This is a genomic window from Crenobacter intestini (assembly GCF_004919095.1).
GTDB lineage: Bacteria > Pseudomonadota > Gammaproteobacteria > Burkholderiales > Chromobacteriaceae > Craterilacuibacter > Craterilacuibacter intestini.
Window position 1 is genome coordinate 1 of the sequence record NZ_STGJ01000007.1, and the last position, 13,188, is coordinate 13,188.

General features: G+C 68.5%; 10 protein-coding genes. 5 read left to right on the forward strand and 5 right to left on the reverse strand.

What is annotated here, in order from left to right; translation table 11 throughout:
* Positions 1–390: 390 nt before the first annotated feature.
* Positions 391–2,367 (reverse strand): bifunctional diguanylate cyclase/phosphodiesterase, encoded by a 1,977-nt coding sequence (locus E5K04_RS07215; protein ID WP_168929177.1) that lies wholly within the window; start codon positions 2,365–2,367, stop codon positions 391–393.
* Entirely contained in the window at positions 2,364–3,017 is a 654-nt protein-coding gene (locus tag E5K04_RS07220; RefSeq protein ID WP_136552470.1) for a transglutaminase-like cysteine peptidase, read from the reverse strand. Before E5K04_RS07220 ends, E5K04_RS07215 begins: the two co-directional genes overlap by 4 nt.
* Before the next feature lie 136 nt (positions 3,018–3,153).
* Here E5K04_RS07220 and E5K04_RS07225 point away from each other — a divergent pair, with 136 nt between their 5' ends.
* Positions 3,154–4,698 carry a TolC family outer membrane protein gene (locus E5K04_RS07225; RefSeq protein WP_136552472.1) on the forward strand — a complete coding sequence of 515 codons (1,545 nt, stop codon included), beginning with the start codon at positions 3,154–3,156 and terminating at the stop codon, positions 4,696–4,698.
* Here E5K04_RS07225 and E5K04_RS07230 read toward each other — a convergent pair.
* The 3 genes from E5K04_RS07230 to E5K04_RS07240 are packed head-to-tail and all read right to left on the reverse strand — an operon-like array spanning position 4,695 to position 7,043.
* The gene (locus E5K04_RS07230; RefSeq protein ID WP_235844304.1) at positions 4,695–5,492 is read right to left on the reverse strand and encodes a TatD family hydrolase; all 798 of its coding nucleotides are present in this window, start codon (positions 5,490–5,492) and stop codon (positions 4,695–4,697) included. The genes E5K04_RS07225 and E5K04_RS07230 overlap by 4 nt on opposite strands.
* A 32-nt stretch (positions 5,493–5,524) precedes the next feature.
* Positions 5,525–6,397: an oxamate carbamoyltransferase subunit AllH family protein gene (locus tag E5K04_RS07235; protein ID WP_168929178.1), complete on the reverse strand. Its 873-nt coding sequence runs from the start codon at positions 6,395–6,397 to the stop codon at positions 5,525–5,527.
* The gene (locus E5K04_RS07240; RefSeq protein ID WP_136552479.1) at positions 6,372–7,043 is read right to left on the reverse strand and encodes a cysteine hydrolase family protein; all 672 of its coding nucleotides are present in this window, start codon (positions 7,041–7,043) and stop codon (positions 6,372–6,374) included. The genes E5K04_RS07235 and E5K04_RS07240 overlap by 26 nt, the downstream gene beginning before the upstream one ends.
* A 231-nt stretch (positions 7,044–7,274) precedes the next feature.
* Here E5K04_RS07240 and E5K04_RS07245 point away from each other — a divergent pair, with 231 nt between their 5' ends.
* The 4 genes from E5K04_RS07245 (at position 7,275) to fdrA (ending at position 13,156) form a co-directional block, all read left to right on the forward strand.
* Entirely contained in the window at positions 7,275–8,192 is a 918-nt protein-coding gene (locus E5K04_RS07245) for a LysR substrate-binding domain-containing protein (protein WP_168929179.1), read from the forward strand.
* A gap of 144 nt (positions 8,193–8,336) precedes the next feature.
* Positions 8,337–9,905 (forward strand): regulator, encoded by a 1,569-nt coding sequence (locus E5K04_RS07250; protein ID WP_136552484.1) that lies wholly within the window; start codon positions 8,337–8,339, stop codon positions 9,903–9,905.
* An 82-nt stretch (positions 9,906–9,987) separates the two neighbouring features.
* Positions 9,988–11,547 (forward strand): xanthine permease, encoded by a 1,560-nt coding sequence (locus E5K04_RS07255; protein ID WP_136552487.1) that lies wholly within the window; start codon positions 9,988–9,990, stop codon positions 11,545–11,547.
* A gap of 64 nt (positions 11,548–11,611) precedes the next feature.
* Positions 11,612–13,156, forward strand: coding sequence for an acyl-CoA synthetase FdrA (gene fdrA, locus E5K04_RS07260; protein ID WP_136552489.1), 1,545 nt, complete (start codon positions 11,612–11,614; stop codon positions 13,154–13,156).
* Positions 13,157–13,188 lie beyond the last annotated feature (32 nt).

Consider the following 13,188-nt stretch of genomic DNA (forward strand, 5'->3'; position numbering starts at 1 on the left):
CGCCAGACGCCCCATCCGCAGACCCCCGACTCCATGAGTCGGGGGTTTTGCTTTGTGCGCGCAGCCAATACATCTGCCGCGCGCATTCTTCCGCATCGCCCCGCATGCCTGGGGTTTGGTTTCCGGGCCAACAGCGCCGGCGTCGGCACCTTTGCCGTGTGCCTTCCCGCATTCCCCACGCAGATAAACAAAAAGGGCGTGTCCATCAGGACACGCCCTTTTGGCGTTGTTGCGGCGTTCGGCTCAGGCCAACCGCGCTGCGGTCTAGTTAGGCCTTGTGCAATGGCCAGCCCGCCTCGGTTAGCTGTTACCCGTTCCCGCTCGTCTGGCAGTCGGCCAGCCGCCGGATGCTGGAGGGGGTGTGGCGCGCACCGGGTGCGCGCCTGCCATTCAAGGCTGGGCCGTCCCGATGGCCGAGCCGGTCATCCCCCAGATGCCCAGCGCAGCGAGCGCTTTCGCGTCTTCGGTGTCGCTGATGCCCTTGGCGATCAGCCGTACGCCGAGCAGGTTCGCCATCTGCAGCAGGCCGCGCACGACGGCCTGGCGGCCGCTGTCGCGGTGGATGTCGCGGGTGAGCAGGGGTTCGAGCACCAGATAGTCGAGGCCGACTTCGCCCAGCCGTGCGACCAGCCCCAGGTCGTTGCCGCTGATCTCGACCGCGACGCCGTGCTGCAGTGGCTTCATGTGGCGGCAGAGCGCGCAGAAGGCTTCCCAGTGTTCGCCCAGCATCAGTTCGTTGACTTCCAGGTTCAGCCGGCCGGCCGGGACGTCGCTGACGGCCTGCGCGAGCGCTTCGGCAAAGCCCGGCGCCGCCAGCGAGGCGGCAGTCAGGTTGACCGCGGTACGCGTCTGGCGTGCCTTGACGGCGGCGAGGCGGACGGCGGCGAGGTCGATCCGGTCGGTGATGCGCAACTGCAGCGCCTGCGACACCAGTTGCAGCGCGTTGACGCGCGGCGTCTTCCCGTCTGCCGGCAAGTACAGCATCCCCTCCAACCACAACGTCTGGCCGTCGGCCTGGCACACCGGGTAGTACTGCAGCGCGAGCCTGTCCCCAGTGCAGGCGGCGTCGATCAGCGTGCGCCAGTCCTGCTGGCTGGCGGCGACAGCATGCTGCTCGTGGCGGGCTCGCTGGCGGTGGCCGGCTGCCGCCTCGGACAGCGCGAGGTCGGCGCGGGCGAGCATGTCGGCCAGCCTGTCCTGCGGGGAGAACGAAGTGGCGCCGACATGGGCGACGTCGGCCTGGTCGGTCAGCCCCATTTGCGGGTAGGCGGACAACTGCTCCAGCAACTGTGCGGCCAGGGCGTCGGCGGCTGCGGTATCGAGCGCCGGCCCGTACAGCGCGAAGTCGGCACCGCGCAGGCGGACGGCCAGTGCACCCTTCAGCGGGCGGGCGAGCGTGGCGAGGTCATCCGCCAGCCGGCCGAGCAGACGGTCGACCGCCGGTGCGCCCAAGCGGCCGTTCAGTGCGGCAAGGTCGGTGACGCGCACCAGCAGCAACTGGCCGGCGCTGCCTTGCGCATCTGCCTGCGCCTGGGCGTGGTGGGCGCGCTCGAGCAGGGTGCGGTTGACGAGGCCGGTGGCCGGGTCGCGGTCCTGGTCGCGCTTGAGGGCAGACAATTCTTCCGCCTGTTGCACGAGGAAGGCCTGCAGCCGCTCGACCATCTGGTTCATGCTGGCGGTGACGCGAGCCAGTTCGGGGATGGCGGGGACGGGCAGGCGGACAAAGCGGCGTTCGCCCAGTGCACGCGCTTGGCCGACCACGCTGTCTAGCTGGCGGCGGATGCGGCGGATGTCGAGCGAACCCAGCAGTCCGGCTACGGCCACCACGCCGAACAGCGCGAACAGCGTCTGCCAGGCGCTCTGCCACAAGGACAGGTAGGCGTAACCGGCGTCCGAAGTGACCTGTAGCACGCCCGCCTGCTGCCAGCCTCGGGTCAGGCTGGCCTCGCCGCTACGCGGGCGGATCGGCAGCAACTGGCGGAACCAGGCCGGCACGCTCTGGGCGATGTCCCTGTTTTCCCGCTGCACCAGCACCCGACCCTGGTTGTCGCGCCAGACGATGCGGCTGAAATGGCCGAGGTCGAAGCTTGCGTTGATCAGTGTCTCGGCCGCGGCCTGGTCGGCCTCGGCCTGGGTGATCATCAGCGCGAGCGCGTTGGCGGTTTCCGTGCCCTGCGCTTCCAGTTGCTGTTCGAGGTAGGCGCGGGCGCCGAGCAGGTTGGTCGCCAGCGCGGCGCCGGTGGCCAGCACCACGATCATCACCAGCAGCAGCCACAGCCGCTGGATCAGCGACAGGGTGCGGCGGGCAGGACCGGCTGCCGCTTGCGGTAGAGGGGTGCCGGATGCGGCAGTAGCGGAATCGATCATGGGTTCAATCCATCCTTTTTCATGCGGTCGAGCAACTGCCGCCAGCGGGTGAGGCGGTCGACATTGCTGCTCTGGTTGCCGACCCATAGCGCGCCGGCGTTAAAGCTGAACACGGGGGTCAGGTCGTCCCGTTGCGAGGCGGGCAGCAGGGATCCGACCAGGTTGTCTAGAATCAGCGGCTCCGCGTTGGGCTGCGGGTAGTAGGCCAGCACCATATGCGCCTGGCTGACCCGGCTGTTGGCGTCGCCGATGCGCGCGCGTACATAGGTCAGCCGCAGCTTGTCCGGCGAGACGCCGACCAAGCGCAAGGACATGTATTTGCCGATCGTGAAGTCCTCGCAGTCGCCCGCGCCCTTGCCGAACAGCTCGAACGGCGTGGCCCAGTAGTCGCTTTCTCCCCACACGTCGCGGTCCTCGGCAAAGCGGATCTTGCGGTTGAAGAACTGGTTGACGGCCAGCAGTTGCGCGCGCTCGTCCTGCCCGGCCAGCGAGACCAGTAGCGAGCGCCATTCCCGATACAGCGAGACGGCTTGCGGGCCGTAGCGCTGCACCGCCCGTTCGCCCGGCACCTCGACGGCCACGACCAGTGCCGCTAGCACGCAGGCTGCGAGCAGGGCGGACAGTCGGGCTAGGTGTTGGGAAAAAGCCATGGCAGGCGTTGTAAATAAACAATTGATACTATGCTATACAAATCCGCCGTGCTTATGTGTACAATTTCGTCATTAAGTGACGTTGCATTTTCTTTCAAATGTCGGGTTCAAGCTGCATTGCTGCGCGGAGGAAATCATGAAGAAGTTGACGCTGGCTGTTCTGGGGGCGCTCGGGGTTGGTCTCACCCATTTCGCGGGCGCGGTGACGCTCGGTGAGGCGGTCGAGAAGACCGTGCTGAACAACCCGGAAGTGCGCTTTAGCTGGCATGAGTTCCGAGCGGCGAGCGAGGAGCAGGGCATCGGCCGCGCCGGCTACCTGCCGACGCTGGACCTCGGCTATGACTGGGGCAAGAGCAAGACCACCGAGGACGCGACACAGTCGGGCGGCCCGGAAAAGACCGTCAGCCTGACCAGCAAGGGCTGGAGCCTGAACCTGACTCAGAACCTGTTCCAGGGCCTGCAGACGCAGAACCTGGTGCGCCAGCTCGACTACGCGCAGCGTGCCAAGTACTTCCGCTTCCTCGCCGCGACCGAGGTTCAGGCGCTGGAAGCCGCCCGCGCCTATGTCGACGTGCAGCGCTACCGCCAGCTGGTCGCCTACGCGCAGGACAATTACGCGACCCACCAGGCGATCTACAACCAGCTGCAGGACAAGGTGCAGGCCGGCGTCGGCCGCCGGGTCGACCTCGAGCAGGCGGCCGGCCGCCTGGCGCTCGCCAAGTCCAACCTGGTGACCGAGCTGTCCAACCTCGGCGACGTCTCGGCGCGCTACGCGCGGCTGACCGGTGAGGAGCCTGGCTTGCAGATGAGCGAGCCGGCCTCGCTGAAGGCGCAACTGCCCAAGGATGGCGAGCTGATCTCCGCCGCGCTGAAGACCAGCCCGGGCTACCTCGCCGCGCTGGAAGAAGTGCGCGCGTCGCGTGCCGACGTCAACGTGCGCAAGGGCGCCTTCTCGCCGACACTGGATTTGCGCGCGAGCACCGCGCACGGCGACAACCTCGACGGCTCCGACGGCCGCAACAAGCGTAACGCGGTCGACCTGATCCTGAACGTCAACCTGTTCCGTGGCGGTGCCGACCGCGCGCGGCTCGGCGTGGCGGCCGAGCGCCTGAACGCTGCGCTCGACCTGCGCGACAAGGCGTGCGTGGACCTGCGCCAGACCCTGCGCATCGCGCACAACGACACCCGCAAGCTCGAAGAGCAGATGGCCTACCTGCGCCAGCACCGCCTGTCGACCGAAAAGGCACGCGACGCCTACCGTGCGCAGTTCGACATCGGCCAGCGCACCCTGCTCGACCTGCTAGACAGCGAGAACGAACTCTACGACGCCAAGCGTGCGCAGCTGAACGCCGAGCAGGACATCCTGCTCGCGCAGGCGCGGGTGCTTGCGTCGTCCGGGCGACTGCTGGAAACGCTCAAGATCAAGCCGATCGAACGCTACGACTTCGCCGACCCGGCGCGTGACGAAGAAGCGGGCGCGTGCGCGACCCAGTACGCGGCTGCGCCGGGTTACGACTTCTCGTCCATCGAGGTCAAGCCCTACCGTGCGGTCAGCGCCCAGCCGGCACCGGCTGCCGCGCCGGCCGCAGCCGTACCTGCCAAGAAAGTGAAGCCTGCCAAGCAGGCGGCACCGGCCAAGGCTGCGCCGGCCAAGCCTGCCCAGCCTGCCAAGGCCGGCTAAACCGGTTTGCCTAAGTCGACGGGTGCTGCGGCGGAGAGCCGCAGCACCCGTTTTGCATTCTGTGAGGTGATCTCGGCAATGGTGTCCAGCGGGACGCCGCGCAGGCTTGCGAGCAGCGTGGCGTAGTGCGCGACGTTGGCCGGCTCGTTCGGCACGCCCTGTGCCCACTCCGGGCGCATGTCCGGCGCGTCGGTCTCCAGCACCAGTGCATCCAGCGGCAGCGTCGCGGCGAGCTGGCGGATGCGCGTCGAGCCGCTATAGCTCATCGCGCCGCCGAACCCCAGGCAGAAACCCAGCGCGATGAACGCCTCGGCCTGCTGCACGCTGCCGTTGAAGGCGTGGGCGATACCGCCCGGCACCGGGTACTGGCGCAGGTATTTGAGCACGCGGTCCTGCGCGCGGCGCACGTGCAGCAGCACCGGCAGGTCGTGGCGGCGGGCGAGCTTCAACTGGGCGGCCAGCAGCGCCTCCTGCTGCGCCGGGTCCAGTCCCTCTTGCCAGAAGTCGAGGCCGATCTCGCCGACGGCGACCGGCCGTTCGGCCTCGAGCAAGTTGTCGAGCAGCGCCAGGTGCGCAGCGGTGTGCTGGTTGAGGTAGATCGGATGCAGGCCAAGCGCGACCGGGCAGCCGTAACGGCTGCGTAGCGCCAGCACCGCGTCGAAGTTGTCGGCGGCAACCGCCGGCACCACGATCTGCGCGACGCCCGCCGCGCGCGCGCGGCCGACGACGGCACCCTGCGTGCCATCAAATTCGGCGGCGTCCAGATGGCAGTGGGTGTCGATCAGCTCGGGCATGCTGCACAGCATAGCGCAAGCGGTCGGTCGGGTCAGGCGGCGAGCCGTGCGGGCACGCCGAGCGCGTCAAGGGTGTCGAGCACGCCGATGGCCGTATCCAGGCCGGAGCTAGAGCCGTGCGCGAGCAGCGCGGTCAGCGCGTGCCGCGCCTGTGTGGCGTCGTCGTCGGCGAGTGCGTCAAGCAAGGTGGCCAGCAGCGGGCTGAAGAGTGCCTGGCAGGCGAGGTGCAGGTAGTCGCGGCTGACCCGCGAGGTGGCGGACAACTGTGGCCGGATGACCGAAGCGGCCCGGGCAAACAGCGCGGGTGCGCGCCAGGCGAGCACGGCGAGGCTGCCGCACAGCAGGTCGTCGCCGGCCGGCGTCAGTCCGCAGCCCAGCCCGACCAGTGCGGCGGTCGTTTGTGGCAAGCGGTCCGGGTTTGTCAGCGCGCCTTGATACGCTGCGCGCGGGGCGGCCAGCCAGGGGTGGGCGGCGTGCCATTCGTGTGCGGGGCGCGAGCGGGCGGCGCGTTCGATGGCGAGGGCCAGCTGCGGCAGCAGGATGGCTAGCTGGCCGGGCGTGGCGTGGCGGGCGGGGGCCCGGAAGGTCTGCTCCGTCAGGCGGGTGGCGGGGCAGGGCAGGTGCAGGGGGCCGACGGCAAGGCCGCTGCCGTCCAGCGTGACGGGCGTGTCGGGGCTGAACCAGTCGCGGCAGTCGCTGCCGGCGGGCAGACGCAGCGTCCACGCATGCGGTTGCGGGGTGAGCCGGGCGTCGAGTAGCGGCAACAGCAGCGCATGCCCGGCAAGCTCGATATTGCAGCAACGGGCAAACACGCTGTGCACCCGGCCCGCGCCGCCGCAAGGCGGCGCGAGCGGGCCGGCCGCCTCGGCTTGCGGCCGCTCAGTCGGCGAGCGCTTCGATGACATGGTCCGCATCGCTGACCCAGCCGAAGATGCCGCCTTGCGCCTTGATCATCTCCAGCGCGACCCGGTAGAACTCCGGGAAGTAGCTGGCGACGCAGTCGGACGGAACCACGCACTCGTAGCCGCGGTCGTTCGCCTCGCGCACGGTGGTGTGCACGCAGACTTCGGCGGTCACGCCGCACACGATCAGCGTCTGGATCTCGCGGTTGCGCAGCAACAGATCGAGGTCGGTCGCGAAGAACGCGCCCTTGCCCGGCTTGTCGATCACCGGCTCGCCGTCGACCGGGTAGAGCTCGGGGATGATGTCGTGGCCGTATTCGCCGCGCACCAGGATGCGGCCCATCGGGCCCTTGTCGCCGATGCCGCATTCGAGGCCGCCGCGCAGGCGCTTGGCCGGCGGGCAGTCGCTCAGGTCGGGGCGGTGGCCTTCGCGGGTGTGGACGACGAAGAGGCCGGCCGCGCGTGCGGCGGCGAGCAGGCGCTGGCAGGGTTCGATGGTCGAGCGCAGCAGCGACACGTCGTTGCCGAGCATCTCGCCGAAGCCGCCCGGTTCTACGAAGTCGCGCTGCATGTCGATCATCACCAGCGCGGTGCGGCTGGGGTCGAATTCCAGTTCGTACGGTTCGGCCTTGATCGTCTTCAGGGTCATGCTCATCTCCATTTCTGTATTCGGGCGCCGCCTGCTGGCGGGCAATTCTGGACGGGCAGCCGGGCTCTCCGGTGCAGGACAGGCAATGGCAAAAGTTTAGCCCTGCCGGCGGCGGCGCCTGGCGAAGGAAATTGCAGCACGTCTTACTGACGCAGCAAAATTTTTGAACGCTCGGCAGAGTGTGAGTGATCGCTTATGATTGCGCCCTTAGCAGAACCGTGGGGGACGAGGATGATCATCCAGACCGAAGCGCTGCGGGTGGTGGAAACGGTCGCCCGCTACCGCAGCTTTACCGCGGCCGCCGAACGGCTGCACAAGGTGCCGTCGGCGATCAGCTACACCGTGCGCAAGCTCGAGGAGAATATCGGCACCCAGCTGTTCAACCGCGAGGGCAAGCAGGTCGAGCTGACCGTCGAGGGCCACTACTTTCTCGAGCGAGCACGCGAGATCCTGCGCGACCTGGAGACCCTGCAGTCCGACATCTCGCAGCTGCACGGCGGCGTCGAACAGCAGCTGCGCGTCGGCCTGAACAACCTGCTCAACGACGAGCCGTTGGCCGAACTCGCGGCCGACCTGCAGCAGCGCTTCCCCGCCTGCCAGCAGTCGTACCGGACCGAGGTGTACAACGGCGTGTGGGACGCGCTGCTCGACAGGCGCGTCGACCTGGCGCTGGGCGCGCCGAACGCCTTGCCGCAAGGGGCGGATCTGCGCTGCCTGCCGATGGGCGAGGTGCACTGGGACTTCGTGCTGAGCCCGCGCCATCCGCTGGCCGCGTGCGACGGCGTGCTCGGCAGCCGCGAGCTGGCCGTCTACCCTGCGATCTCGGTGATGGACACCGCGATGAGCCTGTCCAAGAAGGAAACCTGGCTGATCAAGGGGCAGAAGGTGATCTACGTGCCCGACTCGGCGAGCAAGCTGAAGATGCTGGTCGCCGGCGTTGGCGTCAGTTTCATGCCGCGCCACCTGTGTGCAGGCGCCTTGCGCCGCGGCCAGCTGGTGCGCCGCAATGTCTCCTCGCCCAAACCGCCGACGCCGATCATGGCAGCCTGGCACCGCCGGCACCGCGGCAAGGTGCTGGCGGCGCTGGTCGAGCGGCTGTCCGACCCGCAATTTACCGCGTGCTGGCTCTCCGGCAGCGAGGCTTTCTGACGCCCCGTGCAAAATTTTTGATCGAAACGCGGCGGCCGTTGCAAGTTTTTGCAGCGGCCGCCGCACTTTGACCGACATCAAGTTTTTCCGGCTTGACCCGCCGCTAGACTTGCCGCCATCGCATCCGAGCAAGGCCGTTTGAACATGAAAGCGCAGACCCAGCCAAGCCCATGCCCGACCCCGGGCGGTGCCCCCTATTCCCCGCGCTGGTGGGTGGCCGGCGACCTGAACGCGCTGTTCGGGCTCGGCACCAACAACCTGCTCAACCTGCTGGTGCTCACCGGCCTGCTGCTCGGCGTGGTCGAGGTGCCGGCCGAGCTGGTATTCGGCCGCATCCTCCCTGCGGTCGGCGTGATGCTGTGCCTGACCAACGTCTACTACGCCTACCTTGCGCGCGAGCTGGCGCACAGTACCGGCCGCAGCGACGTCACCGCCCTGCCGTCCGGCGCCAGCGTGCCGCATATGTTCATCGTGGTGATGGTGGTGATGCTGCCGGTCAAGATCTCGACCGGTGACCCTATCCTGGCCTGGCACGCTGGCGTGGCCTGGGTCTTCCTCGAAGGCCTGGTCATCCTCGCCGGCTCCTTTGTCGCGCCGGCGATCCGCCGGCTGACCCCGAGCGCCGCGCTGCTGGGCACATTGGCCGGGGTATCGATCGCCTTCATCTCGCTCAAGCCGATGATGGAAATCTTCATGAACCCGTGGATCGGCCTGCCTGCGCTGGTGATCATCCTCGGTGGCTGGTTCGCCGGCGTGCGCTTTCCGCTGGGGCTGCCCGCCGCGCTGGTCGCGGTGGTGGTCGGCGTGCTCATCGCGCTGGTCGACGGCCAGTTGCAGCTCTCCGGCATCGGCCAGGCCTTCGCGCATGTCGGCTTCCACCTGCCGATGCTGCAGCCGCTGGCCATCCTGTCCGGGCTGGAGAACGTCTGGCCGCTGTTGGTGACCGCGATTCCGTTCGGCGTCTACGACTTCATCGAGGCGATGAACAACGTCGAGAGCGCGGAGAAGGGCGGCGACAGCTACCCGCTGCGCAAGGTGCTGGTGGCGCTGGGTTGCACCAGCCTGGTCGGCACCTTGCTGGGCAGCCCGTTCGCCAACGCCGTATACATCGGCCACCCCGGCTGGAAGCAGGCGGGCGGGCGCATCGGTTACTCGCTGGCGACCGGCGTGCTGATCCTCGCCGTCTGCCTGCTGGGCGTGGTGCCGGTGCTGCTCTCGCTGATCCCGCTGCCGGCGGTGCTGCCCATCCTGCTTTATGTGAGCCTGCTGGTCGCCGCGCAGGCGTTCCAGACCAACGCCAGCCGCTACGCGCCGGCCATCGTGTTCGCGATGGTGCCGCACTTCGCCGCCTGGGGACTGACCCTGGTCGACGGCAGCCTCGACGCGGCCGGCGCGAGTGCCGCCACGCTGGGGAGCGAGCTTGCCCAGCGCGGCATCCTGTACGAGGGCATGTTCCGGCTGGGGCAGGGCGCGATCATCAGCGGCCTGCTGTTCGGTGCGGTCACCGTGTTCCTGATCGACCGCCGCTTCATGCACGCGGCCGGCTACGCGCTCTCCGGTGCCGTACTGAGTTTCTTCGGCTTCATCCACGGACCAGCCATCGGCTGGGCGGTCAGCCCGCAGCTGGCCGGCGCCTATGTGCTGGTCGCGCTGCTGTGCTGGCTGTTCCGCTACTGCCCGCAGAGCGGACCGTGCGAGGAGGCCGCGCACTGATTTCATAAACCCCACGGATGCCCGGGTGCGCCGGTGAAGGACAGGCAAAGCTTTTACCCAAATACCCATCAGGAATCCGAACATGAGTGCAACAACCCCGAACGCCGGCCACGCCGGCAACGGGCCGCGGCTGTGGAGCCGCGGCGACCTGGACGGCTTTTTCGGCCTGTTCAGCAACTCGCTGGCCAACACGCTGACCGCCGTGTTCCTGCTGTCGGTGGTGCTGGCGCTGCCGGGCGACATCGTCTGGCAGGGCATCGTACCGGGCTTCGGCGTCACGCTGGCCTTCGGCAACATCTTCCTCGCCTGGCAGGCGTGGAAACTCGGCAAGAAGGAAGGACGCGACAGCGTCACCGCGCTGCCCTACGGCCTGTCGGTGCCGCACTACTTCATCGTGACCTTCGCGATCATGATGCCCATCATCGCCAAGACCGGCGACGCCAAGCTGGCGTGGGGTATCGCGATGGCGTGGACCTTCGTGCACGGCATCGTGGTCGCGGTCGGCGCCTTCGTCGGTGACTGGCTGCGCCGCGTGACCCCGCGCGCCGCGATGCTGGGCACGCTGGCGGGCATGGCCGTGTCGTATATCGCGCTGACCCCGTCGTTCCGCGTGTACGACGCCGCCTGGCTCGGCTTGATCTGCTTCGGCATCCTGCTGTTCGGCTGGCTCGCCAACATCAAGATGCCGTTCAAGCTGCCGGCCGGCCTGCTGGCGATCTTCATCGGCACCATCCTGGGCTGGGTGACCGGCTACATGAAGGTCGAGCCGCTGATCGCCGCCACCCAGACCGTCGGCTTCAACATGCCGCTCTTGCACCTGGACGTGCTGATGCTGGGCTTCGCCAATGTCGGCCCCTACGTGGTGTCGGCGATCCCGCTGGCCGTTTACCTGTTCATGGAAACGCTGATGAACGTCGAGAGCGCGGAAGTGGCCGGCGACAAGTACAGCGCCCGCTCGATCTGCCTCGGTGCCGCAGGCGGCACGCTGGTCGGCGCGCTGTTCGGCTCGGTGGTGCCGACGCTGGTGTATATCGGTCACCCTGGCTGGAAGCAGGCCGGCGGCCGTATCGGCTACTCGTGGGCGACCGGCGTGGCGATGCTGCTGCTGTGCACCTTCGGCATGATCAACATCCTGCTCAACATCATCCCGATCGTCGCTATCCTGCCGATCCTGATGTATATCGCGATGCTGATCCTGTCGCAGGCCTTCCGCGAGACGCCGAAGGCGCACGCGCCGGCGGTTGCCATCGCGCTGATCCCGTGGCTGGCCGACTGGGTGAAGGTCACCATCGACAACACGCTGAACGCCGCCGGGACTTCGGTCGCGCAACTGGGCGCCGATAAGCTGGCCGCCAGCGGCGTGTTCTACGACGGTATGGCCGTGCTCGGCGCCAGCGCGATCCTGGTCGCCATGATGCTCGCCGCGATCGTCGCCCGCGTGATCGACCGCAACTACCTGCACGCCGCGATCTTCGGCTTCATCGCCGCCGTGATGTCCTTCTTCGGCGTGATCCATTCGACCGGCTTCGGCATTGGCATGGCCACCGGTCCTGCCATCGGTTACCTCGCGATCGGCGCCGGCTGCCTGTTGTTCCACTACACGCAAGGCAGCCAGCCCAGCCCGTCCGACGACGCGCCCTGATCTGCCCCCATCCCGGTTACACGCATTCAGGCTGCCCCCGCGCGGGGCAGCCGAGGAGCCTCCCATGTCCTTGCATCTTGCCATCCTGCGCAACCAGTACCGCGATTCGGTCGCGCTGATGCAGCTCTCCGCCGCCCTCGCCAAGCTCGAGGGCATCCGCCAGGCATCCGCTGTGATGGCGACGCCGGCCAACCTCGCCCTGCTCGAGCGCGCCGGCCTGGTCTCCGGTGCGCCCGAGGCCGCGCCCAACGACCTGTTGATCGCGCTCGAAGGTGACGAGGCCGCGTTTGACAGCGCGCTGGACACCGCGCGCCAGGCGCTGGAAGCCAAGGGCGGCGACGGCGACGGCGGCCCGCAACGGTTGCCGGCCAACTCGCTGACCATGGCGCTCGAGCGCCAGGGCGACAGCAACCTCGCGCTGATCTCGGTGCCTGGCCAGTACGCCACCGCCGAGGCCGAGAAGGCGCTGCGCGCCGGCCTCAACGTGATGCTGTTCTCCGACAACGTGTCGGGTGAGGACGAGCGTCGCCTGAAAGAACTGGCGACTTCGCTCGGCCGCATCGTGATGGGGCCGGACTGCGGCACCGCCATCATCCACGGCGTGCCGCTGGCGTTCGCCAACGTATGCCGTCCGGGGCGCATCGGCTGTGTCGGCGCCTCCGGTACCGGCCTGCAGCAGGTGACCGTACTCATCGACCGGCTGGGCGAGGGCGTCAGCCAGGCGATCGGCACCGGCGGCCACGACCTGGCCGAGGCGATCGGCGGGCTGTCGATGCTGGCCGGCATCCGCGCGCTCGGCGAGGACGATGCGACCCGCGTGATCGTGCTGGTGTCCAAGCCGCCGGCAGAAGCCGTCGCCCGCAAGGTGCTCGACGCCGCGCTCGCGACCGGCAAGCCGGTCATCGTCAACTTCCTGGGGGCCGACCCCGCACGCCTGCCGCAGCACCCGCATCTTCACTACGCGTCGACGCTGCAGAGTGCCGCGCAGATGGCGGTCGCGTGTGCCCGTGGCGACGCGGTGGCCGACAGCGCGTCGGCCTTCGACGCCGGCGTCGCGCGGGCCGCGCGCAGTCTGCTCGCGCCCCGCCAATGCATGCTGCGCGGGCTGTATTCGGGTGGCACCTTCTGCTACGAGGCGACGCTGATGCTCGGCGGCGCACTGCCCGGCCTGCGTTCGAACACGCCGGCCAAGGGCGTACCCGCGCCGGACGACGTGTGGCAGGCCAGTGGCCACTGCCTGATCGACCTGGGCGACGACGAATTCACCCGCGGCCGGCCGCACCCGATGATCGACCACCGGCTGCGCAATGAGCGCTTCCTCGCCGCGGCGGGCGACGCTTCGGTCGCGGTGATCCTGTTCGACATCGTGCTGGGTTACGGCGCGCACGAGGACCCGCTCTCGGCGATGCGCGACACCCTGCTCGAGGCACGCGCGATGGCGCGCGAGGCGGGCCGCCCGCTGCATCTGGTCGCGACCGTGTGCGGTACCGACGCCGACCCGCAAGGTTACGCGCGCCAGTGCGCGGGCTTTGCCGAACTGGGGGTGATGCTTGCCGCGAGCAACGCCGAAGCGGTCGCGCTCGCCCGCGCCATCGTCGCCGACCTGTAAAAATACGCGGGGCCGTGCCGCGCACGGCTCCG

Coding starts and splice junctions, on each gene's coding strand:
- E5K04_RS07215 (WP_168929177.1), bottom strand. CDS start 2,367: ATGATCGATTCCGCTACTGCCGCATCCGGCACCCCTCTACCGCAAGCG.
- E5K04_RS07220 (WP_136552470.1), bottom strand. CDS start 3,017: ATGGCTTTTTCCCAACACCTAGCCCGACTGTCCGCCCTGCTCGCAGCC.
- E5K04_RS07225 (WP_136552472.1), top strand. CDS start 3,154: ATGAAGAAGTTGACGCTGGCTGTTCTGGGGGCGCTCGGGGTTGGTCTC.
- E5K04_RS07230 (WP_235844304.1), bottom strand. CDS start 5,492: ATGCCCGAGCTGATCGACACCCACTGCCATCTGGACGCCGCCGAATTT.
- E5K04_RS07235 (WP_168929178.1), bottom strand. CDS start 6,397: ATGTCATCGAAGCGCTCGCCGACTGAGCGGCCGCAAGCCGAGGCGGCC.
- E5K04_RS07240 (WP_136552479.1), bottom strand. CDS start 7,043: ATGACCCTGAAGACGATCAAGGCCGAACCGTACGAACTGGAATTCGAC.
- E5K04_RS07245 (WP_168929179.1), top strand. CDS start 7,275: ATGATCATCCAGACCGAAGCGCTGCGGGTGGTGGAAACGGTCGCCCGC.
- E5K04_RS07250 (WP_136552484.1), top strand. CDS start 8,337: ATGAAAGCGCAGACCCAGCCAAGCCCATGCCCGACCCCGGGCGGTGCC.
- E5K04_RS07255 (WP_136552487.1), top strand. CDS start 9,988: ATGAGTGCAACAACCCCGAACGCCGGCCACGCCGGCAACGGGCCGCGG.
- fdrA (WP_136552489.1), top strand. CDS start 11,612: ATGTCCTTGCATCTTGCCATCCTGCGCAACCAGTACCGCGATTCGGTC.